Here is a 22,895-nt window from a genome sequence, read left to right on the forward strand (position 1 = left end):
TTGAAAATTTAATTAGTGGGGATTTTTTCCTATATAAATCCGATTTTTACGATATAAAAAAAGACTGCCGTATTTCGGCAGTCTTAATCGATAAATTCAAATTCATATTCAAGAATTTTTACAATATCTCCGTCTTTTGCACCACGTGCACGAAGCGCTTCATCAATACCCATTCCGCGCATTTGACGAGCGAAACGACGTATAGATTCATCACGTGAGAAGTCTGTCATCTTGAATGTTTTCTCGATATCGTAACCAGAGATAACAAACGTGCCATCACTTTCACGTGTAATTTCAAATTTAACACCTTCAGTATCAAATTTGTACATTACACTTGTATCAGACTCATCCGCAACTTCATGTATTGGGAATTCTGGTGTTGTTTCTATTAAGTTTGCTACTTCAAACAGTAAGTCACGAACACCTTGTCTTGTTACAGCTGAGATTGGGAAGATTTTTACTTCGTCTCCCACTTTCTCTTTAAATGCTTGTAAGTTTTCTTCTGCATCTGGCATATCCATTTTGTTTGCAACAACAACTTGTGGACGCTCAGTTAAGCGAAGATTGTATTCTTTCAATTCATTATTGATCGTTACGTAATCTTCATATGGATCACGGCCTTCTAAACCAGACATATCAATAACATGCACGATTACACGTGTACGCTCAATATGACGTAAGAATTGGTGTCCAAGTCCAACGCCAGCATGTGCGCCTTCAATTAGTCCTGGAAGGTCAGCCATAACGAAGCTGCGGTTATCACCAGTTTCAACAACACCAAGATTCGGAACGATTGTTGTGAAGTGATACTCTGCAATTTTCGGACGCGCTGATGATACAACAGATAATAATGTAGATTTACCTACACTTGGGAATCCAACAAGTCCAACGTCTGCTAGTACTTTAAGTTCTAGAATGACATCACGCTCTTGACCTGGTTCCCCGTTCTCAGCGATTTCTGGCGCTGGGTTCGTAGCTGTTGCGAAACGTGAGTTACCACGGCCACCACGGCCACCTTTTGCAATTACAGCAGTTTGTCCATGCGTTACTAAATCGGCAAGAATTTGACCAGTTTTTTCATCTTTTACTACTGTTCCTGGCGGAACCTTTACAAGTAAATCTTCAGATTTACGTCCGTGCTGACCTTTACTCATTCCGTGCTGACCGCGATCAGCTTTGAAATGACGTTGGTAGCGGAAGTCCATTAATGTACGTAAGCCTTCCTCAACTACGAAAACAACATCTGCACCTTTACCGCCGTCGCCACCTGCTGGGCCACCTTTAGGAACATACTTCTCACGACGATACGCAACCATACCGTTACCACCGTCGCCGCCTTTTACATATATCTTGACCTGATCTACAAACATTATTTCACCACACTTTTTTCAATTGGTTGTAATATAACTGAGACTTCTTCGTCTCGCACTGTATAAGAAATGGAATACCATTTATTGTTTTGGGTCGCAAGCCAATTCTGTAGTTCTTCTACACTCGTTAGCTTACCACGAAAATCAAAAAAGAAACGAGCATTCTCCGCGTCACATTCAATTGTGATACAAACATAATTTTCAACATATACGTCTAAACTATGCTGAAGCATTGAGAAAAATTGATTCGTCCATGTACATACAGTCTCATCCAAGTGAGATAAGTTATGTAATTTCCCTAATACTTCGTACTCCAATAAGCACGGCTGCTGTTTCCAATTATATGTTAAAATCCACTCTGAAAATAAAGGCATTGATAGCCCCATCAGATTGGATTCTTGTCTCGCTTCTTGGACAAAACGATCGATGAGACTATGAATTTCTTCCACTTTTCCAAGTGAAAGGTTTCCTTTCACCATCTGCATACGATTGAGCCAATCATGTCTTGAATGGCGCAATGCATCTATAATTGTCCATTTTTCATTCATTTAGATACCCCTTAATATAGAAAAACTCTAACCTGCACTCAGGTTAGAGTTTTCCGTGAGTTCTTATGCTTCTTGAGCAACAGGATATACGCTCACTTGTTTGCGGTCACGGCCAAGACGCTCAAAGCGTACTACGCCGTCAACTTTCGCGTATAAAGTGTCATCGCCACCACGACCAACGTTAACACCTGGATAAATTTTTGTACCGCGTTGACGGTAAAGAATTGAACCACCTGAAACCGTTTGACCATCTGCGCGTTTAGCACCAAGACGTTTTGACTGAGAGTCACGACCGTTCTTTGTACTACCTACACCTTTCTTAGATGCGAAAAACTGAAGATCTAATCTTAACATACGTTACACCTCCTGCACTTTTTCTATTAAACGGATATACTTTCCGTAATCAAGTTCGATCGTCTTAAGCGAAACAACTAATCCTTCTAAAAGGGTTTGTGCTTTTTCTGCTGCATGAACGTCTAAATCATTAGGCAATTCATACGTTAAGAATCCGCCATCACTTCCGAGTTCAATAGTTGCTTGCACATTACAAAGTTCTTCCACTGCATTTATAGAACCAAACACAACCGCTGTAGTTCCAGCACAGACAAGGTCTTGTCCATGTGGCGCATAATCGGCATGTCCAGTCATTTTAAATGATTGGATACTTCCTAATTTCGTGCGACTTATCGTAATTTTAATCATGTTAACCAGAATTAAGCGTTGATAGCTTCAACAACTAGCTTAGTGTAAGGTTGACGATGACCTTGTTTCTTACGATTGTTCTTTTTCGCTTTGTATTTGAAAACGATAATTTTCTTAGCGCGACCTTGTTTTTCAACTTTCGCAGTAACTGTTGCACCTTCTACAACTGGGCTACCAACTTTAACGTTTTCGCCACCAACGAAAAGAACTTTGTCAAAAGTAACAGTTTCACCAGCTTCAACATCTAATTTTTCAATGTAGATTGCTTGACCAGCTTCAACTTTAATTTGTTTTCCACCTGTTTCGATAATTGCGTACATACTTGCACCTCCTCTTAATTACTAAGACTCGCCAAAAACGAGGTAGACATAAATGCCTTTAGGGAACCTGTCTTGTGCGGTTGTAGCATATAGCCGTTTAGGTGCTATAAACTATAACATAAAGATGTTACCATAATTCATTGAGTATTGTCAATGAATCTTCTACTAACTATTTTTTCCGTTCTACAATTTCTTTTTTACTTCCAAAACGGATAATAGCGTACTTTTCGATAATATCATCTTTGAAATAAATTTCAAATGGAATATTTTTTTGTAATTCTTTTTGCAAAAATTGTTTTTGCAGTTCTTTAGGCGCAGCGATTAATACCGCTTCATCTTCTATATTGCCATATGTGATTAGTTCTCTCTCTAACTCATACGCAATTGTTTCATGCGACATCACATAACCCGTCGCTTTGCAAGATACACACTCTTCTAGTAATACGTCACGTAAAGAATGTTTTTTACGTTTTCGTGTCATCTCCAAAATTCCTAACTCAGTAAATCCAAGTATTCTTGTATAAGTACGATCATCTTTCATAGCAGCTATGAGACATTCTCTTACCTTTTCTTTATCTTCTCTTTTTTTCATATTAATAAAATCAATTAATATCATACCACCAATATCACGAAGTCTTAATTGGCGTGCAATTTCTTCAGCTGCCATCTCATTTGTGCGAAGTACTGTATCTTGTAAATTTTGTTTTCCAGTAAACTTGCCCGTATTCACATCAATTACAGTCATCGTCTCCATTTGCTCTACAATTAAATAAGCACCATTTGGAAGCCACACAATTTTTTGGAGTGCTTTCTCAATTTCACGCTCTATTCCAAAATGGTTAAACATCGAAGACTTTTCATTATAAAAAGATACTTTTTCTTTTCCAACTTTGTCTTCTAACTCTTTTACTATACTTCTTGTATCTACAACTACTTTTTCAATTGTTTCAATTGGGTTCTCTTGAAATACACGATCTAAAAAGGTCGCCGGTCGATGAAGTAATAACGGCGCCTTTCCTTGATCCTCTTTTCTTTTTAACTCTTCATACAACTGTTGTAACCCTTGCATTTCAGCTTGTATTTCTTCAATTCCCCCTTTTTCAGAAGCAGAGCGGAAAATGTAACCTCCCGTTCCTTCTACTTCAATTTCAAGTAGCTGTTGTCTTCTTTTATTATTTTTTATTTTCCGAGAAACAGCTCGCATCTCATCAAACGGCATATAAACGACATATTTCCCGGTAAATTCTATATTCGCTGTCAATTTAGGCCCTTTCGTATCAATTGCCTCTTTCACAACCTGTACGAGTATCGCTTGCCCTTCATGTATACGATAAGAAGGTGGTACATCATCGTATGAAAGATACGCATGTTTTTCTAAACCTATATTTACAAAAGCTGCGTTCATTCCAGCAATTGTTCTTACGATACGTCCAACATAAATATGCCCAACAATCTCTTGCTCTTCATTACGTTTCCATAAAAACTCAACAATCTTTTTCTTCTCTTCAATTGCAACGCGCTTTTCCGAACCAGCGTAATTCACATATAACGTTTTCAAAATTATTTCCTCACTTTATAATCTTCTTTGCTTTTACAATAATAAAAGGTTAGTGCTATCGTCAACACTAACCGATTAATTCTTCAACTGATGAAGTTGTTCGTTTTTCAGTAAAATATGCATAGAGCAATTCATTTTCATCCAATGTGTAATGCTCTTTATATTTTCCACGGACGATAATAGAATGCTTATATCCTCTACGAAATTTTGTGAAGATCGTATATAAACGATCTTCCGTTTGCACTTCAATAGGTGCAATCTTTTCGATTCCTCTTTTGTTTCCATAATAACGTTCTAATAAAAAACGCATAAATGCATACCGTCTTTGTTTCCACTCTTGATATAATGACACTGCTAAAAATATGAGTAGTACCCACATCATAATATTGTTACTATTCCAAAGTAACTGCCATCCTAATATTACACTAAAAAAAACACATGACAATTGCATCATCTTTTCATGTGCTTGTAAATAAGGGAAACGATATGATAATACATTAAACAATACTTTCCCGCCATCTAACGGCCAAATAGGAAGTAAATTGAATGCTAAAATAATTATATTATTCCACATGAAGAAATAATATAAATCTGCATTCAGCCAACCAGCTTTGAACAACATATAACCTACCAGCATCATCCAAACATGTTGAATCGGTCCTGCAATTACGACAACAAGTTCCTCTTTCAATGACTTATTACCATGTTCCTCAAGCTCGGCAACGCCACCAAACGGCAAAAGCTGAATTCTTTTTATACGCCAATTATAGTGTGCTGCTGCAAAAGCATGCCCAAGTTCATGAATAAGAACAATACAAAATAACAGTAGTAACTCTTTAAAACGCGCAGTAAAAATACCAATGACAATAATAACCCAAAATAATGGATGCACGGAAATTTTCGTTAAAACGTCCCTATATTTAATCAAATGATATCACCTGGATCGGATCAATAAATTTCTCATTCTTTTTTATCGCGAAATAAAACTTTCCATTTTTATCATTTGTATCATTACTCACCGTTCCAATTTTTTGTTTCTTTGAAACGTAATCATATAATTTCACTGACATATCGTTTAAGTTTGCATACCATGACTCCGTACCATCTGCATGTTGAATTTGAACTGTATTTCCAAGTTCCTCTTTCTTGCCTGCAAAAACAACTAACCCTTCATTTACTGACTCCACTTTTGCATTTGTAGCTGTTTGGACAAATACACCTTGGCCATTTTTTTGAAACCCTTGCATTACCTTTCCAGAAGCAGGAATTGCATAATCTTTTTGCTGAATACTTCCTTCTTTTTTCTCGTTCGGCGAATAGAATACAAGCGGTTTTCCAAATTGCTTTTCGTACCATTTCGCTACAGTAGCAAACTGAAATTCCTCTTTCATCACTTTTTCTGTAACAGCTTTAGCTCCATTGAATGAAGAAGGAGCATTCTTATATAAAATAGCAACCGAAAGAACTAATATTGCTGATAATAAAACTTTGAAGAAAAAGACTTCCTTTCGAAATAAGGGATGCATTTCCTTTTCTCCATCTTCAATAAATACTGCTTCACTATCAAAATTCCCTCCGTTAAAATACTGCTCTTCCTCCATCCTTTCTTGCTCGGCCTTCCTTTTTGCAATCCGCTTTTTAATTTCTTCTACGCGTCTATTCTTCATACTGTCTCCTTTCTTTCGTTAAGCTAATTTCATTTAGAAACAGTTGTATACAGTTTGTACATATGTATGAGCTAAGAAAGAAAGATATTCGTATGAAGAAAAAAGAAAGCACCTCGCATATGTGCGAAGTGCTCTTAACGGATTCCAAAGAAGTTTTTCACCTTTGCAAATACCGATACCTTTTCTTGTTCAAATGCTTGTAATGGTACATTCTCACCTAACAAGCGTCTTGCAATATTACGATAAGCCAACGCTGCTTTTCCGCTTGGTTGCAACGCCACAGGTTCACCTGTATTTGTAGCTCGAATAACTTCATCGTCATCTTCGACAACACCAAGAAGCTCGATTGACAATGTACGTACAATTTCATCAACATCTAACATATCCTGTTCATGAAGCATATGACTACGTACACGGTTAATAACAAGTTTGGGTGGTTCAATATCCTCTTTTTCTAAAAGCCCAATAATACGATCCGCATCGCGCATTGAGGATACTTCTGGAGTCGTAACAACGATTGCTTTATCCGCACCAGCTACCGCATTTTTAAATCCCTGCTCAATCCCCGCAGGACAATCAATTAATATGTAATCATAATCTTGACGTAATACTTGTATTAATTCATCCATTTGTTCAGGTGTTACCGCTGATTTATCACTCGTTTGTGCTGCAGGTAATAAATAAAGATCATCAAAACGTTTGTCTTTAATAAGAGCCTGAGGTAAACGGCAACGCCCTTCAACGACATCAACAAGATCAAATACAATACGATTTTCCAGCCCCATTACTACGTCTAAATTTCGAAGACCGATATCTGTGTCAATTAAGCACACTTTCTTTCCAGATAACGCTAGGGCCGTACCAATGTTCGCAGATGTAGTAGTTTTACCTACTCCGCCTTTTCCAGATGTAATTACTATTGCCTCTCCCACAGCTATACAATTCCCCTTTCTAACTTTGTTAAATTAGGTCTAAGATGAGTGAGAAGTTGCAGGCGATCGACAACAATGTGATTGTTCTCATTAATATACGCACATTCTGCCGCCTCCGCTCCGTCTTCTTTCTCTTCCGGAGCCCGCATTGCCACATCACTAATTCGAAGTTGCATCGGGTTCATAACAGATGCAGCGATTACAGCATCCGAATCCCCATAATACCCAGCATGTGCAATTCCTCTTAATGATCCTACGACAAAAATATTCCCCCCAGCGATAACCGTTCCGCCTGGATTAACATCTCCAATTAACAACAAATTTCCTTTTACATGTAAAACTTGTCCAGAGCGAACAATTTTGGAAATCGGGACAATTTCTGTTTCTTCTTTCCAAGCTATTGCTTCTGCTTTAGTGATAACATCACTTTCAATTGAATCCACAACAAGATTCTTTTTATTACGAATTAACGTACGAATCTCTTCTTGTTGGACTTCTGTTAAATAACGATTTCCTACTTTCACATGCACTTCAATTAAAGAGCGCCCATCACCATCGTAGTAATGTGTAGAAAGTTTTTCGTCTAATTCCATCAATAATTCTGAGAATGAACAACAATCATCTAAATGAAGCGTTATCCCATCTTTTGTCCCTTTTATCGTTACATTTTGTTGCTTTTTTTCTTCCACTAAAGTTCACCCCACCGATTCAATTCGACATAAAATTAGAAAATCCTTTTTTCTTTTTCTTCCATCGCTTTTGAAAGACGCACTATATATCGTCTCAGTGGGAAACAAACTATCAATAAGAAAATAGCATTTAACAATAAAGTAGAAAGGAGACGATCTGTGAAAAAGACATACGCTGGCATATGAGTACGTCCTAATAAAGTTAAGAATCCATACACATAATACTCTAGTGCTACAACGCTAGCTAATATGATAGAAACAACAATAAATAAATTCAATTGTAGTACTTTCATCACACTATATACTAAATAAGCTAAAATCGGATAAGCAAAAATATATATCCCGACAAGTTCTGTGTATACGGTATCAAATAAGAAGCCAAATAATAGTCCGTAATAAATCCCTTGGACCGGACTATAATACACTGTAATAAAACATAAGACGATTATAAAGAAATGCGGTGCTGCTATGCTGTCTTTCCAAAACACATCCGTTGGAACAACAGTAGCAAACATATTTTCAAATAGAAACACAAAAAGGAGCAAAAGAGGAAGAGCTGCTCTTTTTAATATCTTCATCATCTCTTCTTCTCCTCCTATTCTAATGGCGCTGAAGGTGTTGCACGTTTAGCAACCGTAATATGCTCTACGTCATTTAAATCAGCGGCAGGTTTTACATAAGCTGTTTTTGTTAAGCCATATGCATCCGGCTGAACTTCAACGATTTTTCCAATTACAAGACCTTTCGGGAAAATATCACCCAGTCCAGATGTTACAACTAGTTGATCTTTCTCTACCGGTGCATCAGAGCCAATCTTTGTGAAAAGAAGTAATTGCTTTTCTTTGTCATAACCTTCAATCAATCCAAAGATTTTCTCTTGCCCTTGTACAATAGCAGAAACGCGATTTGTTCGGCTCATAGAACTTAGTAATTCTACTGATGATGTAAATTGAGATACACTTTTCACTCTTCCAACTAACCCTTGTGAAGTTACTACAGCCATATCTTTTTTAATTCCTTGCTGTGCCCCTTTATCAATTCCAATTAAATCGTACCATTTATCTGGATTACGAGAAACAACAGTAGCTGGAATTTCAGTATACCCGCTATTTAACTCTTTTTTACCAGTTAGCTCTTGTAACTTCTTGTTATCATCTTCTAATTGTTTTACTTTCCCTGATAGACCTGCATAATTATCTAATTTTGCTTTTAATTCTTTATTCTCTTCATACGTGCGCTTTACATCCTCTACATTTTCGAAGAATCCAGCTACGTATTTCGCTGGCTTTTGGAATACACGTTCTACAACACCGACAGTATCTTTAACAAACTGCTCTGGCCATGTTAAACTGTTCCGTTCTTTCAATGAGATTCCAATCAATGCCACGAGAAGAATAATACTAACCAACAAAACAATTAATCTTTTGTTTAAGAAAAACTGTGGCACGTTCACACCCTCTTAATTTCACTGATTTTTATTTTGCAATATTATCGAGCAGCAGTTTTGAAAAGATCGATATTGTCTAATGCTTTACCTGTTCCAATTGCTACGCAATCTAATGGATCTTCTGCAACAAGAACTGGCATTTTCGTTTCTTCACTAATTACTTTATCTAAATTACGTAGTAATGCCCCGCCACCTGTTAATACGATACCGCGGTCCATAATATCAGCCGCTAATTCAGGTGGAGTTTTTTCTAACGTATTTTTAACTGATTCTACAATCGCATCTACTGTATCTTTTAATGCATCTGCAATTTCTTCTGGCTGAATTAGTACTGTTTTTGGTAAACCACTTACTAAATCACGACCGCGAATTTCCATAGGCTCGATACCTTCTGGCTCGCCTGCAGAACCAATTTCTAATTTTAATGCTTCAGCTGTTCTTTCACCGATCATTAAGTTATAGCTTTTCTTAATGTACTGAATGATTGAATCGTCCATATCATCACCAGCAACACGGACTGACTGGCTTGTTACAATACCACCTAGAGAAATAATTGCAACTTCTGTTGTACCGCCACCGATATCAACAACCATACTACCAGTTGGTTCCCAAACAGGTAAGTTTGCACCAATTGCTGCTGCAAATGGCTCTTCGATAGGATAAGCATCACGAGCACCCGCTTGACGAGTCGCATCGATTACTGCACGTCTTTCTACAGCTGTAATACCAGATGGTACACATACCATTACATACGGCTTACGTGAGAAGAAACCGTTTGATTTTTGAGCTTGTTGAATGTAATATTTCATCATTGTTGCAGTTGTTTCATAATCAGCAATTACACCGTCTTTCATCGGGCGAAGTGCCACAACGTTCCCTGGTGTACGACCAATCATTTGTTTTGCATCGCTACCTACAGCAACGATTTGTTTCGTATCAGTTTGTAACGCAACTACTGAAGGTTCACGTAAAACTACACCTTTTCCTTTTACATATACAAGCGTGTTCGCAGTTCCTAAGTCTATTCCAAGATCGCGAGTAAATCCACCAAATCCAAACATATTATTTATCTTCCTTTCTTGTTTTCACGGACTCATTTTTTCTTACTTTATATTATAAAAACAGTACGTTTTTTATATCTTTATCCTTTTTGTAGATAAATTTCTACAAAAAACTCATAAATCACATTATAAAACAAAATAAGTAAAAAGCATAGTCTTAAATATGACCTTTTTCCTTTAAACTCACGAATTTATGGTCACCTATTATAATATGATCAAGCACTTCAATTCCGATAATCTGGCCGCATTCTACTAAGCGTTTTGTTACTGCAATATCTTCACGGCTCGGCGTGGGATCTCCTGAGGGATGGTTATGAAGACATATGATAGAGGCTGCTGCACGACGGAAGGCTTCTTTAAAAACTTCCCTCGGGTGTACAATTGACGTGTTTAAACTTCCAATAAAGATCGTTTGCCTATGTATAACTTGATTTTTTGTATTTAAATATAAACAAACAAAATGCTCTTGTTGTAAAAAACGCATTTCTTCCATCATGTATTTCGCACAATCTTCTGGACTTCGAATACTATATCTATTTTGATATTCTAAACGTACCATTCTTCTGCCTAGTTCAAAGGCTGCCATAAGTTGCGATGCCTTTGAAATCCCAATACCATGTATACTAATTAGCTCTTCTAATGTTGCATCTTTCAACATACGTAAGCCATCAAATTGATGTAAAATTTTATCTGACAACTTTAAAACTGTTTCTTCTTTAGAACCTGTTCTGAGTAACACTGCGAGAAGCTCTCGATTTGATAAACTTCCAGCACCTTCTAACAATAAACGCTCCCGTGGCTGTTCTTCTCTTACAACATCACGAATACCGTTCATCTCTCCACCCCTTTATTTGTTCTCTCAAAGAAAACCCCATGCAATTTTACGCATGGGTTACATCAATATCAAATTGTTTTAATTCCCGAACGAGACGTGCAATTGGTAAGCCAACTACACTATAGTAGTCCCCTTGAATATTTTGAACGAAAATAGATCCTTTACCTTGAATCCCATAACTACCGGCTTTATCAAGAGGTTCTTTCGACGCGACGTATGTATCAATTTCCTCTTCTGTTAACTCCCAAAATGTAACTTCTGTACGCTCATAAAAAGTAACCGTTTTTTCTTTTGCTATAATCGCAACACCTGTATACACTTCATGTGTTTTCCCTGATAGTAATTGTAACATTTCTTTCGCCTCATCCTCATTAGAAGGCTTACCAAGAATACGCGACTCATATGTAACAATTGTATCTGCACCTAACACAATGTGATCACTATTATTTTCTGCCACCGCTGATGCTTTTTGCAAGGCAAGCGACATTACAATATCAGAAGGCGATGAATATGCACCAATTGTTTCCTCTACTTCACTTACAACGATTTCAAATGGCACACTAGCTAACTCAAGCAATTCCTTCCTCCGAGGTGACCCTGAAGCTAAAATTATTTTTCTCATATTTTCTCCTTCCTTTCTCACATGAAGCAGAACAATTTATATTAATCGTATCAAAGGAATAGTTTGCCCACAAATGAAAGAAATATTAATTTCTCTAACTAAAATAACACTTCTTTATTGCATACGATTATATTCCTGTCATAGAGAAAGCACTTTGCTCTAAATTCAAAAGAAAAGAAAGAAGTACATGTACTTCTTTCTTACTCATTTTATTATCCTATCATTTCACTTTCTACGAAACAATTTTTTCATACGAGAGTAAACCATCAATAATAACTTGATTTAATTTCGCCAAAGATTCCTTATCCATCTTCCCATCTTTTACTGTTTGTACAGCTACCGACGTATACATATACAGTTTCTTTGCTTCTTCTTGTTTCATACTTTTCCCTTCTTTTTCAACCTTTTTCCATTCTTTTTCAATTGCTTCTATATCTTTTGCGCTGCTTTTTCCACCAACTTGTACGCTAGAAGCATATTTTGCTAAATGAGTGTATAATGGCTGCACTTTTGTTAAAAATGTTCCTACTTCTTTATCATCTTTCAGCAATGCTTTATCTGTTATATCCCAGTTCTTTTTTAAAACGGGGACACCATCATTTTTATACTTAGTCATTAATTGATTTATAGACTGTTCATCGCTAGCAATACCAACAACTATTGCATACTTATCACCGCTTGGTCTCAAAGCACCAATGCCCCCATTGCCTTTCCATTCTTCAAGAGCTGCCTGTCCCTTTTCTTCAGAAGAATAAAGCCCCCCTTGAACAAAAAATAATTTCATCGGATCCAATGACGTTCCTGCCTGTGCTTTTTGTTTTTCTTCTTTCGGTGCTGGTGTTTGTTCTGCCGTTCCACCCACCTTTGATTCTCCATTTCCAGTCGGCCTTGAAGCTGTCACTTCACTTCCTCCTGTCGTTCCTTGTCCAGTAAGTAAATGAAGCATCCCCATTCCAAACGCCGTACCGATAATGATTGCAGTTGCAACGATTACAATTAATGTATTACTCCACTTCTTTCGGTATTTTTCCACAGACATTGATTTCGCTTTTTGAAACGGAACAACATTTTTCGGTCGTTCACTTTCTACTACCATCCATTCAAATTCATCTTTCTTTTTTTCCTCATACTTCGCTTCTGTTCCATTCACTTTCACTGAGATCGTTCGTGATTGCTTGTCCATACACTCACACCTCACCTCTTATCGTTGTCCGCATCATATCATATTCATTTCATAAAAAAACGAGATATTTGTCAGAGGAATTCGCCAAATAACCCTATATATTTATCTTATATGTATGCATTTGACTTCATTTGTAGAACAAAAAAACTAGATAGCAAAGACTATCTAGTTTTTCTCGCGAATATATTTTCGTACTTCAGAAATGAAATAAAGAGAACCTGTTATGATAAAAACATCATTTTCTGCTATCATTTCAACTTTTGTATCAATTGCCTCTTTCCAATTTTCAAAAACTAATTTTGATTCTTTCTGTGAATATGATGCAAGCTTATCAGCAGAAATAGCACGATCAAAGGCGAATGTTGTAAAAATAATTTCATCTGCAATGGTTTCTAATTGGCCTACCATGTTATGTAATTGTTTATCACCAAGGGCAGTAAATAACACTATTACATTTTTATCTTTGTAATGCGCTTCTACTGTTTTCACAAGGCTTTCGATACCTTCTGGATTATGAGCACCATCTATAATAATATCTGGATTACTTTGCAGTTTTTCAAAGCGCCCCACCCAATACGCTTCCTGTAATCCAGTTCTTATTTCTTCTTCCTCAATTAAAAATGATAAGTATGTTTTTACATACATGACTGCCATAAGCGCAAGTGCTGCGTTTCCTACTTGGTGGCTGCCTTTCATTGTGATTCGCACATCTTCAAAAGAGGCGAAAGGACAAGTGAAATCGAACTGTTCTCCATCTTCACTAGACTGTTTATGTAATGCTGTAAAATGGTTGCCCATCTCGTATAAGTTTGCATGATTTTCCTTTGCAACATTTTGAATGACTTGCACAGCTTCTTCATCTTGTACACCAGTAATTACCGGCACGCCAGACTTAATAATCCCCGCCTTTTCATATGCAATTTCTCCTAGTGTATTTCCTAAAATATGCATATGATCGTGACCGATATTCGTAATAATCGTGAGAACAGGGTGTATAACATTGGTAGAATCAAAACGTCCACCAAGCCCTGTTTCAAATAAAACAACATCACAGAAATTGAATTTGCCGAAATAGCAAATCGCCATAACAGTAATAATTTCAAACTCTGTCGCTTCCCCTAAATCCGTTTCATCTAGTTTTTCCACGACTGGTTTTACCAGCTTTACAAGTTCAGTAATCTCTTCGTCTGCAATTGGTGTTCCATTCACACTAATGCGTTCATTAAATGATTCGATGTAAGGAGAGGTAAACGTTCCTACCTTATATTTCGCGCCTTCTAACATGTAACGCATATATGTTAACGTTGAACCTTTTCCATTTGTACCAGCAAGATGAACACATTTTATATGACGCTCTGGATTTCCAAGTTCTTCTAACATCCATCTCATTCTTTCTAATCCTGGCTTAATTCCAAATTTCAATCGGCTATGGATCCACCCTATCGCTTCTTCGTATGTATGTATCACGTATGTTTTTCCCCTTTCAAAAGACAACTTTCATAGTTCTATTATACGCAAAGAAAAGAGACTCACCAATATAGTGAGTCTCTAAAAACATTTTTACTTTTCAAGATCTGCTAGACGTTGACGAACTGCTTCGCGTTTTTCTAGGTAATCTTGCTCTTTCGCACGCTCTCCTTCAATAACCGCTGCAGGAGCTTTCGCTACGAAACCTTGGTTAGAAAGTTTCTTCTGTACACGTTCTACTTCTTTATCGAACTTCTCAAGTTCTTTCTCAAGACGAGCTCTCTCTTCATCAAGATTGATAAGATCAGCTAACGGTAAGAATAACTCTGCACCTGATACGATTGCAGTCATTGCCTTTTCTGGCGCTTGTAAGTCTGTTTGAATTGTTAATTCGCTTGGGTTACAGAAACGCTCAATGTAAGAGCTATTTTTCGTAAGTTGAGCAAGTACAGCCTCATCTTTTGCTTTAATTTGCATTTGAACTTTTTTGCTCATTGGCGTATTTACTTCTGCACGGATGTTACGAACAGAGCGAATGATATCAACTAGAAGGTGCATTTCTGCCGCAGCCTCCGTATCTTGTAAATCTTCGCGAACTGTTGGCCAAGCAGCTACTGTAATAGACTCTCCTTCATGCGGTAAATGTTGCCAAATTTTCTCTGTTACGAATGGCATGAATGGGTGTAATAGACGCATTGTTTGATCTAATACGTAAGCTAAAATAGAACGAGTTGTTTTCTTAGCTGCTTCATCTTCACCGTATAGTGGAAGTTTCGCCATTTCAATATACCAATCACAGAAATCGTCCCAAATGAAGTTGTATAATGAACGACCAGCTTCACCGAACTCATATTTATCCATGTTACGTGTTACGCTTTCGATTGTTTCGTTTAAGCGAGTTAAGATCCACTTATCCGCAACTGATTTTTCACCAGTTAAATCGATTTCTTCATACTTCATATCATCCATGTTCATTAATACGAAACGTGATGCGTTCCAAATTTTATTAATGAAGTTCCAAGTAGATTCTACTTTTTCCATGCTGAAACGTAAATCTTGACCTGGTGCACTTCCTGTTGATAAGAAGAAACGCATTGCATCTGCACCGTACTTCTCGATAACATCCATTGGGTCAATACCGTTACCAAGAGATTTACTCATTTTACGACCTTGCTCGTCACGAACTAAACCGTGAATTAATACATCTTTAAATGGACGCTCGCCTGTAAACTCTAAACCTTGGAAAATCATACGAGATACCCAGAAGAAGATGATATCATAACCCGTTACTAGTGCATCTGTTGAATAGTAACGTTTGAAGTCTGCTGAATCTTCATTTGGCCAACCAAGTGTTGAGAATGGCCATAACGCTGAACTGAACCATGTATCAAGTACATCGTTATCTTGATTCCAGTTTTCAATATCTGCTGGTGCTTCTGTACCTACGTATACTTCACCAGTTTCTTTATGGTACCAAGCTGGAATACGGTGTCCCCACCATAATTGACGAGAAATACACCAGTCATGAATATTTTCCATCCAACGTAAATATGTGTTTTCAAAACGCTCTGGTACGAACGTTACTTTTTCTTCTTCTTTTTGTTGAAGCGCTACTGCTTTTTCAGCAAGTGGAGCCATTTTTACGAACCACTGCGTTGATAAATAAGGCTCAACAACTGCACCGCTACGCTCACTATGACCTACTGAATGCATATGTGGCTCGATTTCTACTAATACGCCAGCTTCTTGTAAGTCTTTTACTAATTCTTTACGGCATTCGAAACGATCCATACCGTTATACTTACCAGCTTTTTCATTCATTGTTCCATCTTCGTTCATTACTAAAATGCGTGGTAAGTCATGACGGTTACCTACTTCAAAGTCATTCGGGTCATGAGCTGGTGTAATTTTTACAACGCCCGTTCCGAAATCTTTTTCTACGTACTCATCAGCAATAATCGGAATCTCACGGCCTACGATTGGAAGTGTAACTGTTTTTCCGATTAAATGTTTGTAACGATCGTCTTCTGGATGAACTGCTACTGCTGTATCACCAAGCATCGTTTCTGGACGAGTTGTCGCAAGACGAATATGACCAGAACCATCTGTTAACGGATAGTTCATATGGTAGAATGCACCTTGAACTTCTTTATGAATTACTTCAATATCAGAAAGAGCTGTACGTGTAGCTGGATCCCAGTTGATGATATATTCACCACGGTAAATTAAGCCTTTTTCGTATAATTGAACGAATACTTTATTAACCGCATCTGATAAACCTTTGTCTAATGTGAAACGTTCACGAGAATAGTCTAGTCCTAAACCAACTTTCCCCCATTGTTGACGAATGTGAGAAGCGTACTCTTCTTTCCACTCCCAAGCTTTTTCAAGGAATTTTTCACGGCCAAGATCGTAACGTGAAATACCTTCTTCACGAAGTTTTCCTTCTACTTTCGCTTGTGTTGCGATACCAGCATGGTCCATTCCTGGAAGCCATAGTACATCGTATCCTTGCATACGCTTCGTACGAGTTAAAATATCTTGAAGAGTTGTATCCCAAGCATGACCTAAGTGTAACTTACCAGTTACGTTCGGAGGTGGAATTACAATTGTATACGGTTGTTTCTTCTCGTCTCCTGTTGCTTCAAAATATTTGCCTTCAAGCCACCATTGATAAAGGCCTTCTTCAACGGACATATGATCATATTTAGTTGGTAAATTCTTTTCCGTGTTTGACATTATTTTCCCTCCTTAAAATAAAAAATGTCCCTCATCCAAAAAGGACGAGGGACATCGCGGTACCACCTTTATTTACAAACAAATTCATAATTTGCTTATACTCTTAATTTGATAACGGACAAATCCGTCTTTTCCTAATAAGAACTATTCTGTTCAGAAAAGATGCTCCAGGGCTACCTTCTAACATAACTATCTAGAGAATCTCCCAGCTAATGATTCTCCTCTCTGAAGACGTTTCATGTTATACTCTTCCCCTTCAAGGCATTTATATGATTGTTAATTATTATATACAATAGTGTAAAAAACGAAACCTTATTCGTCAAGATAAATTTAAAACTACAGCTTTTCGTGCCAAAAAGAAGATAAGTAGAATCCTCTACTTATCTTCTTTACCACGCTATTTGTGGGCAGTAAGACCTCCACCTCAAAACTCAGCTGAAGCAAAGAAGTTAGATGGGAGCCCTGCTGCCCGTAAACGCCCAATTGGTGAAGGCTAATCATCAGCGGGGAATGTTTACTTTATCCGTTCCCTTGCTGGGCAGCTTGTAATTGTGACAGAAAATATTCTATATTGCTAACGAGCCAATGCGATTGTTGCAAACTCTTTACTCCGCGCAGTTCATTTTCCTCGTTGCGATTATCTCTTCTTTTCTTATAAGACTGGATTTGCCGAATAAATTGTGATGGATACGTCATATACGCAAACATAAGTAGTTGCTCTTCTTTCGTAAAAGGGAAATTTTTTTGATACATTTGAAACCATTCAAACCGATCACTTCTTGCGATTGGATATGTGTTTAAAGACCGTGAATAAAAACCTACTATATCTTGCACAGGCGTTGCAAACTTCGATTTTTCTAAACTAATAAAATAGCCATTCCGCTCATAGTCAAATAAAAAATGATTCAGTGACACATTACCATGCACAAAAGTAATACGCGTTTTCTCTTTTTCTTTCATCGCATCGTTCCACTCATTTAATTGCTTCGTTGCAAATTCACGCGCTCTCATTACATGATGATAGTACGTACAATATTGCAATTCAAACGGGGACATATACCATTTTGATTCAGATTCTACGAGAAACTCTTCTAACATCTCACCATCATTTTCCCAACGATCGGATATACTTGTATAATGTTTTTCTAAATCTTCTTCCGTATACGTTTCTTCCTTCACAGTTTTTTGATGCAACGTTCCAAGTGTCTGAAACATTTTATGGTATTGATCATTGTCCTCACCGTTTCCTTCTGCACGTTCTAACCAAGGCATTAAATAATAATTATACGTCCCGTCACTTAAAATATAACTTCCATCCGTCGCATGATATATAGGTACATAATTTGAAAAACCTTTCTCCTTCAAATATTGAATATGATGCAGAAAGTTATTCCGCTCTAACTTTCTACCTTCTATTTTCTTGAGTGCATATGGACCTTGATTCGTATAAATTTTCATTACATTTCCGTGCTCTTCCATATGCTGCGTATCCAATCTATATTGCCTCACGATAGGTTCATAGTGATTTCGCAACTCAATATCCATACGAATAACCCTTTCTATTCAAAACATAGCCTCTAAGAAAGGAAGTGAGTGAAAACACTCACTTCCTTATTTCGCCTTTACCCTTGAAACGGGAATATAAATAATTTGCCCCGTATTTAAAAATATATCTTCTGTTTGATTGACACGGTATAAATTTTGTACAGACGTTTCATAACGGTCTGCAATAGATTCAATTGTATCCCCTTCTTGCACGAAATACATTCTTAACTTTGTAAATTCTTCTTCCGGTTCTTTCGTAAATAGTTTTGTTAAATAAAGCGCATTTTCATCTCGCTGTGAGTACTCTTCTTCTTGTTCTTCCTGCTTTTTCGCTTTTTCTTTCTTGAAATCTTTTCGTCCGAACAGTTCAAATTGCGGCGTTGTTTCTTGCTCCTCTTCACGTTCCACAAATTCATGTTCTTCTATTTTCTCTTCTTCTAATTCCTGCTCTTTTCTTTCCTCTAATTGGAACGGTTCAAACGCGTAATCTTCCCACTCATCTGATTCCTTATATGCTGGTTCTTCTACATGCGGCGCCGGTCTATTTTCATCCTCTTGCGCTGAATCTTCTTCTAACTCAGCATACACCGTTTCTTCCTCTTCAACTTCATCCTCGCTTCTCTCTTCATCACACAAACCGGTAATAGATATATCCGCTAATAATTGTAAGCAACCATTTTCCTTTAATTCATAATCAAATTCCTCGATTGATACATATAGCTCTTCAATTACTTTCACTCGATTTCTCGGAATTGATATTTCAAGTGGAAAGGAATGAACAAGTTCATTAACCCCATCTTCTCTTGTTTCTACATAATCAATTGACTTTGCTGGCGATAGTTCTCTTAATGAATACGCGGAATCATCTTTTCGTGCAACATACTCTCCCGTTAAATCTAATTGTCCTCTCACGATTACTTCATGATCAAGCTCTTCTATCTCAACGTCTGGATCTAACGAAATTGACAAAAGTTCTTCGACTTCCTGTCCTTTTTGGAACCACACAGATTCTTTTAATGAAAATCGTAATGAATGATCTGTAGCCACTTCTTTTCCCCCTCCCAAACTATATGTCATTACAGATTTATGTGTGGGAAGCTTACTTTATGAATAAAAAAAATCGCTCCCCTTATGGAGAGCGATTTTCTCTAATACACTACGCTTTTAATTTTGACATTGCAATTTCAGCTGCTGCAATCGTCGCTTCAATATCTGCATCACTATGTGCTGTCGATAAGAATAAACCTTCGAATTGAGATGGTGGTAAGAATACACCTTGTTCTACCATTTCACGATAGTAAGCCGCAAAGAATTCTAAGTTTGAAGATTTTGCTGCATCGTAATTAATAACGGGTTCATCTGTAAAGAAAATACCAATCATAGAGCCTGCACGGTTAATATGATGCGGAATGCCATGTTTTTCAGCTGCTTTACGTAATCCAGCTTCTAACATTTCAGCTTTACGCTCAAATTCTACATATGATTCTGGCGTTAACTGTACTAACGTTTCATAACCTGCCGCCATTGCAAGTGGGTTACCTGATAAAGTACCAGCTTGGTAAATCGGTCCGCTTGGCGCAACTTGGCGCATAATTTCCGCTTTACCACCGTATGCTCCTACCGGTAAACCACCACCGATTACTTTACCTAGGCATGTTAAATCAGGCGTTACGCCATAATAACCTTGGCCACAATTATAAGCTACTCGGAACCCTGTCATTACTTCATCAAAAATAAGCAATGCACCGTTTTCTTCTGTTACTTCACGAAGACCTTCTAAAAATCCAGGCTGCGGAGGAACAACCCCCATATTTCCTGCTACTGGTTCTACAATTACACAAGCAATATCATCACCGAATTGTTCAAACGCGTATTTTACGCTTTCTAAATCGTTATAAGCTACTGTAATCGTATTTTTCGCTACACCTTCTGGTACACCAGGACTATCTGGTAAACCTAAAGTCGCCACACCAGAACCAGCTTTAATTAATAACGAATCACCATGACCGTGGTAACAACCAATAAATTTCAAGATTTTATTACGACCTGTATAACCACGAGCTAAACGTAGTGCACTCATTGTTGCTTCCGTTCCAGAGTTAACCATACGCACAATCTCAATTGATGGCACGCGCTCAATAACAAGTTTTGCTAATTTATTTTCAATTTCTGTTGGTGCACCGAAGCTTGTACCTCTTTCAGCAACAGATTTTAACGCTTCTACAACACGATCATTTGCATGACCATGAATTAAAGGACCCCATGATAATACGTAGTCGATGTATTCATTCCCATCGATATCATATACTTTAGAGCCTTTTCCACGCTCCATAAACAACGGATTCATCCCAACAGACTTAAAGGCACGAACCGGGCTATTTACGCCACCAGGCATTAAGTCTTGCGCCTCTTCAAACGCTGCAATTGACTTATCAAACTTTTTCATTATTTAGCGCCTCCTTCTTGTAACCATCTTGCTGCATCTTTTGCATGATACGTAATAATTAAATCTGCCCCTGCACGTTTCATACTAATTAATTTTTCAAGAACAACTTCTTTTTCATTAATCCAACCATTTTGCGCTGCCGCTTTAATCATCGAATATTCACCACTTACATTATAAGCGACAACTGGTAAATTAAAGTTATTTTTCACATCACGAACGATATCTAAGTAAGAAAGAGCTGGTTTTACGATTAAGAAATCTGCACCTTCCATTACATCTGATTCTGCTTCACGGAATGCTTCCATACGGTTTGCCGGATCCATTTGATATGTTTTACGGTCACCAAATTGCGGTGCACCGTGCGCAGCATCACGGAATGGTCCATAAAATGCTGATGAATATTTCACAGCGTACGACATAACTGGCACGTGTCCAAAACCATTTTCGTCTAACGCATGACGAATTGCTGTTACGAAGCCGTCCATCATGTTTGATGGCGCAATAATATCCGCTCCTGCTTTCGCTTGACTTACAGCTGTTTTCGCAAGAACTGCAAGAGACTCGTCATTTAAAATAATCCCATCTTCAATTACACCGCAATGACCATGGCTTGTAAATTGACATAAACACGTGTCTGCAACTACTACTAGCTCAGGGAAATCACCTTTAATTTGCTGAATAGCACGTTGTACAATTCCATGATCACAATATGCTGATGATCCAACTTCATCCTTTTCAGCAGGTAAACCAAATACAATAACAGAACGAATACCTAAATCAACAACTTCTTGCATTTCAGCTTGCAATAAATCTAAAGACATTTGATATACGCCCGGCATAGAAGGAACTTCATTACGAACATTTTCACCTTCTAATACAAAAATAGGGTAAATAAAATCTTCCGTATGTAAAAACGTTTCACGCACAAGTGCACGCATGCCCCCGCTTTGTCTTAAACGACGATGACGATTAAATTGTAAAGAGTTCATAGATTTCTATCCCCATTCTTTCATTTTATAGATTCACAAACATATTGTAGTAATGCTTCTACAGTGTACTCTTTCGGCACAATAACAGACGGAAAATAAAGACTTGCCTCTTTTTCCGTAATAGGTCCTATACAAGCAATTGTACATTTTTTTGTCCATTCTCTCCAGTTTGTACCCTCAAGTAAACGAACAAAACTAGTAACAGTTGAAGGGCTCGTAAATGTAATAATGTCTACTTTCCCTAACTTCAATGCTGCTATAAGTTCTTGCTTTTTTTCTATATTCACTTTCGTACCGTATACGATTAGCTCATCTAGAGAAACACCAATTTCCCGAAGTGCAACCGGAATTACCTCTCTTGCTAAATTCCCTTTCGGAAATAAAATACGTTCGTTTCCACTTAATTCTTTTAGAAACTCTTCTGCAAATGCTTCTGCAACAAATGAAGTCGGAACAAAATGAACTTGATAGCCCCTTTTTTCTAACTCTAATTTTGTTTTCACACCTACCGCAGCGATTCTAATGGTTAGCGGTAGTTTCTTTTTTAAACTATCTAGAAAAAAAGCTACACCATTTCTGCTCGTAAAAATAACCCAGTCGTATGAATGTAGCTGCTCTTCAATATGTTGAATTTGCCTATGAGACATACCTTCCATACGCAAAAGCGGAATTTCCAATGGAATTCCGCTCTTTTCTTTCACTGCTACACTCATTTGTTTCGCTTGATGCTGGGCACGTGTAATCAATACCGTTTTTCCAGCGAGAGCGTTCATAT

At 37.5% G+C, this 22,895-nt stretch carries 23 protein-coding genes and 2 other annotated features; all 23 genes read right to left on the reverse strand.

The annotated features are described in order from the left end of the window. Nucleotides 1-83: 83 nt before the first annotated feature. On the reverse strand, nt 84-1,370 hold the full coding sequence (obgE, locus tag NST90_RS21010) for a GTPase ObgE (protein ID WP_000497127.1): 1,287 nt from the start codon (nt 1,368-1,370) through the stop codon (nt 84-86). Continuing rightward, the gene (locus NST90_RS21015; RefSeq protein ID WP_001003587.1) at nt 1,370-1,918 is read right to left on the reverse strand and encodes a sporulation initiation phosphotransferase B; all 549 of its coding nucleotides are present in this window, start codon (nt 1,916-1,918) and stop codon (nt 1,370-1,372) included. Before NST90_RS21015 ends, obgE begins: the two co-directional genes overlap by 1 nt. A gap of 63 nt (nt 1,919-1,981) precedes the next feature. Then, complete coding sequence (gene rpmA, locus NST90_RS21020; RefSeq protein ID WP_000944957.1) at nt 1,982-2,272, reverse strand: 50S ribosomal protein L27; 291 nt, start codon at nt 2,270-2,272, stop codon at nt 1,982-1,984. A 3-nt stretch (nt 2,273-2,275) separates the two neighbouring features. Next, nucleotides 2,276-2,620: a ribosomal-processing cysteine protease Prp gene (locus tag NST90_RS21025; protein ID WP_001973720.1), complete on the reverse strand. Its 345-nt coding sequence runs from the start codon at nt 2,618-2,620 to the stop codon at nt 2,276-2,278. 11 nt (nt 2,621-2,631) lie between these two features. Continuing rightward, the gene (gene rplU, locus NST90_RS21030) at nt 2,632-2,940 is read right to left on the reverse strand and encodes a 50S ribosomal protein L21 (RefSeq protein ID WP_000270907.1); all 309 of its coding nucleotides are present in this window, start codon (nt 2,938-2,940) and stop codon (nt 2,632-2,634) included. A gap of 14 nt (nt 2,941-2,954) precedes the next feature. Beyond that, nucleotides 2,955-3,032, reverse strand: a sequence feature (ribosomal protein L21 leader region). Nucleotides 3,033-3,109: 77 nt separating this feature from the next. Then, on the reverse strand, nt 3,110-4,498 hold the full coding sequence (locus NST90_RS21035; protein WP_000855481.1) for an Rne/Rng family ribonuclease: 1,389 nt from the start codon (nt 4,496-4,498) through the stop codon (nt 3,110-3,112). A 67-nt stretch (nt 4,499-4,565) separates the two neighbouring features. Further along, nucleotides 4,566-5,426 carry a stage IV sporulation intramembrane metalloprotease SpoIVFB gene (gene spoIVFB / locus NST90_RS21040; protein WP_000599058.1) on the reverse strand — a complete coding sequence of 287 codons (861 nt, stop codon included), beginning with the start codon at nt 5,424-5,426 and terminating at the stop codon, nt 4,566-4,568. Then, nucleotides 5,419-6,165 (reverse strand): stage IV sporulation protein SpoIVFA, encoded by a 747-nt coding sequence (gene spoIVFA, locus NST90_RS21045; protein WP_000797471.1) that lies wholly within the window; start codon nt 6,163-6,165, stop codon nt 5,419-5,421. The genes spoIVFB and spoIVFA overlap by 8 nt, the downstream gene beginning before the upstream one ends. A gap of 134 nt (nt 6,166-6,299) precedes the next feature. Continuing rightward, nucleotides 6,300-7,097: a septum site-determining protein MinD gene (gene minD, locus NST90_RS21050; protein ID WP_000503309.1), complete on the reverse strand. Its 798-nt coding sequence runs from the start codon at nt 7,095-7,097 to the stop codon at nt 6,300-6,302. Between the two features lie 2 nt (nt 7,098-7,099). Further along, nucleotides 7,100-7,786, reverse strand: coding sequence for a septum site-determining protein MinC (gene minC, locus NST90_RS21055; protein WP_000391521.1), 687 nt, complete (start codon nt 7,784-7,786; stop codon nt 7,100-7,102). Between the two features lie 35 nt (nt 7,787-7,821). Further along, nucleotides 7,822-8,367, reverse strand: coding sequence for a rod shape-determining protein MreD (gene mreD / locus NST90_RS21060; protein ID WP_000975766.1), 546 nt, complete (start codon nt 8,365-8,367; stop codon nt 7,822-7,824). A 14-nt stretch (nt 8,368-8,381) separates the two neighbouring features. Then, the gene (gene mreC / locus NST90_RS21065) at nt 8,382-9,233 is read right to left on the reverse strand and encodes a rod shape-determining protein MreC (protein WP_001135488.1); all 852 of its coding nucleotides are present in this window, start codon (nt 9,231-9,233) and stop codon (nt 8,382-8,384) included. Between the two features lie 41 nt (nt 9,234-9,274). Then, a complete protein-coding gene (gene mreB, locus NST90_RS21070; protein ID WP_000466736.1) occupies nt 9,275-10,294 on the reverse strand; it encodes a cell shape-determining protein MreB in 1,020 nt (339 codons plus the stop codon). Nucleotides 10,295-10,451: 157 nt separating this feature from the next. After that, nucleotides 10,452-11,129 (reverse strand): DNA repair protein RadC, encoded by a 678-nt coding sequence (gene radC, locus NST90_RS21075; RefSeq protein ID WP_001013390.1) that lies wholly within the window; start codon nt 11,127-11,129, stop codon nt 10,452-10,454. A gap of 46 nt (nt 11,130-11,175) precedes the next feature. Continuing rightward, complete coding sequence (locus NST90_RS21080; RefSeq protein ID WP_001226291.1) at nt 11,176-11,751, reverse strand: Maf family protein; 576 nt, start codon at nt 11,749-11,751, stop codon at nt 11,176-11,178. A gap of 232 nt (nt 11,752-11,983) precedes the next feature. Then, nucleotides 11,984-12,934 (reverse strand): hypothetical protein, encoded by a 951-nt coding sequence (locus tag NST90_RS21085; RefSeq protein ID WP_044306540.1) that lies wholly within the window; start codon nt 12,932-12,934, stop codon nt 11,984-11,986. A gap of 165 nt (nt 12,935-13,099) precedes the next feature. Continuing rightward, nucleotides 13,100-14,401, reverse strand: a complete 1,302-nt coding sequence (folC, locus tag NST90_RS21090; RefSeq protein WP_046393009.1) for a bifunctional tetrahydrofolate synthase/dihydrofolate synthase — start codon at nt 14,399-14,401, stop codon at nt 13,100-13,102. 93 nt (nt 14,402-14,494) lie between these two features. Next, nucleotides 14,495-17,140 (reverse strand): valine--tRNA ligase, encoded by a 2,646-nt coding sequence (locus NST90_RS21095; RefSeq protein ID WP_000072250.1) that lies wholly within the window; start codon nt 17,138-17,140, stop codon nt 14,495-14,497. A 37-nt stretch (nt 17,141-17,177) separates the two neighbouring features. Then, nucleotides 17,178-17,409 (reverse strand) — a binding site (T-box leader). Between the two features lie 250 nt (nt 17,410-17,659). Further along, entirely contained in the window at nt 17,660-18,685 is a 1,026-nt protein-coding gene (gene ysxE / locus NST90_RS21100) for a spore coat protein YsxE (RefSeq protein ID WP_000350658.1), read from the reverse strand. A 66-nt stretch (nt 18,686-18,751) separates the two neighbouring features. After that, on the reverse strand, nt 18,752-19,762 hold the full coding sequence (spoVID, locus tag NST90_RS21105) for a stage VI sporulation protein D (protein ID WP_002024850.1): 1,011 nt from the start codon (nt 19,760-19,762) through the stop codon (nt 18,752-18,754). 79 nt (nt 19,763-19,841) lie between these two features. Beyond that, nucleotides 19,842-21,131 carry a glutamate-1-semialdehyde 2,1-aminomutase gene (gene hemL, locus NST90_RS21110; protein ID WP_000712937.1) on the reverse strand — a complete coding sequence of 430 codons (1,290 nt, stop codon included), beginning with the start codon at nt 21,129-21,131 and terminating at the stop codon, nt 19,842-19,844. After that, complete coding sequence (hemB, locus tag NST90_RS21115) at nt 21,131-22,120, reverse strand: porphobilinogen synthase (protein ID WP_001087065.1); 990 nt, start codon at nt 22,118-22,120, stop codon at nt 21,131-21,133. The genes hemL and hemB overlap by 1 nt, the downstream gene beginning before the upstream one ends. Nucleotides 22,121-22,140: 20 nt before the next feature. After that, nucleotides 22,141-22,893: a uroporphyrinogen-III synthase gene (gene hemD / locus NST90_RS21120; RefSeq protein WP_000992353.1), complete on the reverse strand. Its 753-nt coding sequence runs from the start codon at nt 22,891-22,893 to the stop codon at nt 22,141-22,143. Nucleotides 22,894-22,895 lie beyond the last annotated feature (2 nt).

Origin of the sequence: Bacillus sp. FSL E2-8900 (genome assembly GCF_037966225.1) — a bacterium.
GTDB lineage: Bacteria > Bacillota > Bacilli > Bacillales > Bacillaceae_G > Bacillus_A > Bacillus_A cereus.

What these genes read in the sequence shown, in the direction of transcription:
- obgE (WP_000497127.1), bottom strand. Translation starts at nt 1,370, where the DNA reads ATGTTTGTAGATCAGGTCAAGATATATGTAAAAGGCGGCGACGGTGGT.
- NST90_RS21015 (WP_001003587.1), bottom strand. Translation starts at nt 1,918, where the DNA reads ATGAATGAAAAATGGACAATTATAGATGCATTGCGCCATTCAAGACAT.
- rpmA (WP_000944957.1), bottom strand. Translation starts at nt 2,272, where the DNA reads ATGTTAAGATTAGATCTTCAGTTTTTCGCATCTAAGAAAGGTGTAGGT.
- NST90_RS21025 (WP_001973720.1), bottom strand. Translation starts at nt 2,620, where the DNA reads ATGATTAAAATTACGATAAGTCGCACGAAATTAGGAAGTATCCAATCA.
- rplU (WP_000270907.1), bottom strand. Translation starts at nt 2,940, where the DNA reads ATGTACGCAATTATCGAAACAGGTGGAAAACAAATTAAAGTTGAAGCT.
- spoIVFA (WP_000797471.1), bottom strand. Translation starts at nt 6,165, where the DNA reads ATGAAGAATAGACGCGTAGAAGAAATTAAAAAGCGGATTGCAAAAAGG.
- mreD (WP_000975766.1), bottom strand. Translation starts at nt 8,367, where the DNA reads ATGATGAAGATATTAAAAAGAGCAGCTCTTCCTCTTTTGCTCCTTTTT.
- mreB (WP_000466736.1), bottom strand. Translation starts at nt 10,294, where the DNA reads ATGTTTGGATTTGGTGGATTTACTCGCGATCTTGGAATAGACTTAGGA.
- radC (WP_001013390.1), bottom strand. Translation starts at nt 11,129, where the DNA reads ATGAACGGTATTCGTGATGTTGTAAGAGAAGAACAGCCACGGGAGCGT.
- NST90_RS21080 (WP_001226291.1), bottom strand. Translation starts at nt 11,751, where the DNA reads ATGAGAAAAATAATTTTAGCTTCAGGGTCACCTCGGAGGAAGGAATTG.
- NST90_RS21085 (WP_044306540.1), bottom strand. Translation starts at nt 12,934, where the DNA reads ATGGACAAGCAATCACGAACGATCTCAGTGAAAGTGAATGGAACAGAA.
- NST90_RS21095 (WP_000072250.1), bottom strand. Translation starts at nt 17,140, where the DNA reads ATGTCAAACACGGAAAAGAATTTACCAACTAAATATGATCATATGTCC.
- ysxE (WP_000350658.1), bottom strand. Translation starts at nt 18,685, where the DNA reads ATGGATATTGAGTTGCGAAATCACTATGAACCTATCGTGAGGCAATAT.
- spoVID (WP_002024850.1), bottom strand. Translation starts at nt 19,762, where the DNA reads ATGACATATAGTTTGGGAGGGGGAAAAGAAGTGGCTACAGATCATTCA.
- hemL (WP_000712937.1), bottom strand. Translation starts at nt 21,131, where the DNA reads ATGAAAAAGTTTGATAAGTCAATTGCAGCGTTTGAAGAGGCGCAAGAC.
- hemB (WP_001087065.1), bottom strand. Translation starts at nt 22,120, where the DNA reads ATGAACTCTTTACAATTTAATCGTCATCGTCGTTTAAGACAAAGCGGG.
- hemD (WP_000992353.1), bottom strand. Translation starts at nt 22,893, where the DNA reads ATGAACGCTCTCGCTGGAAAAACGGTATTGATTACACGTGCCCAGCAT.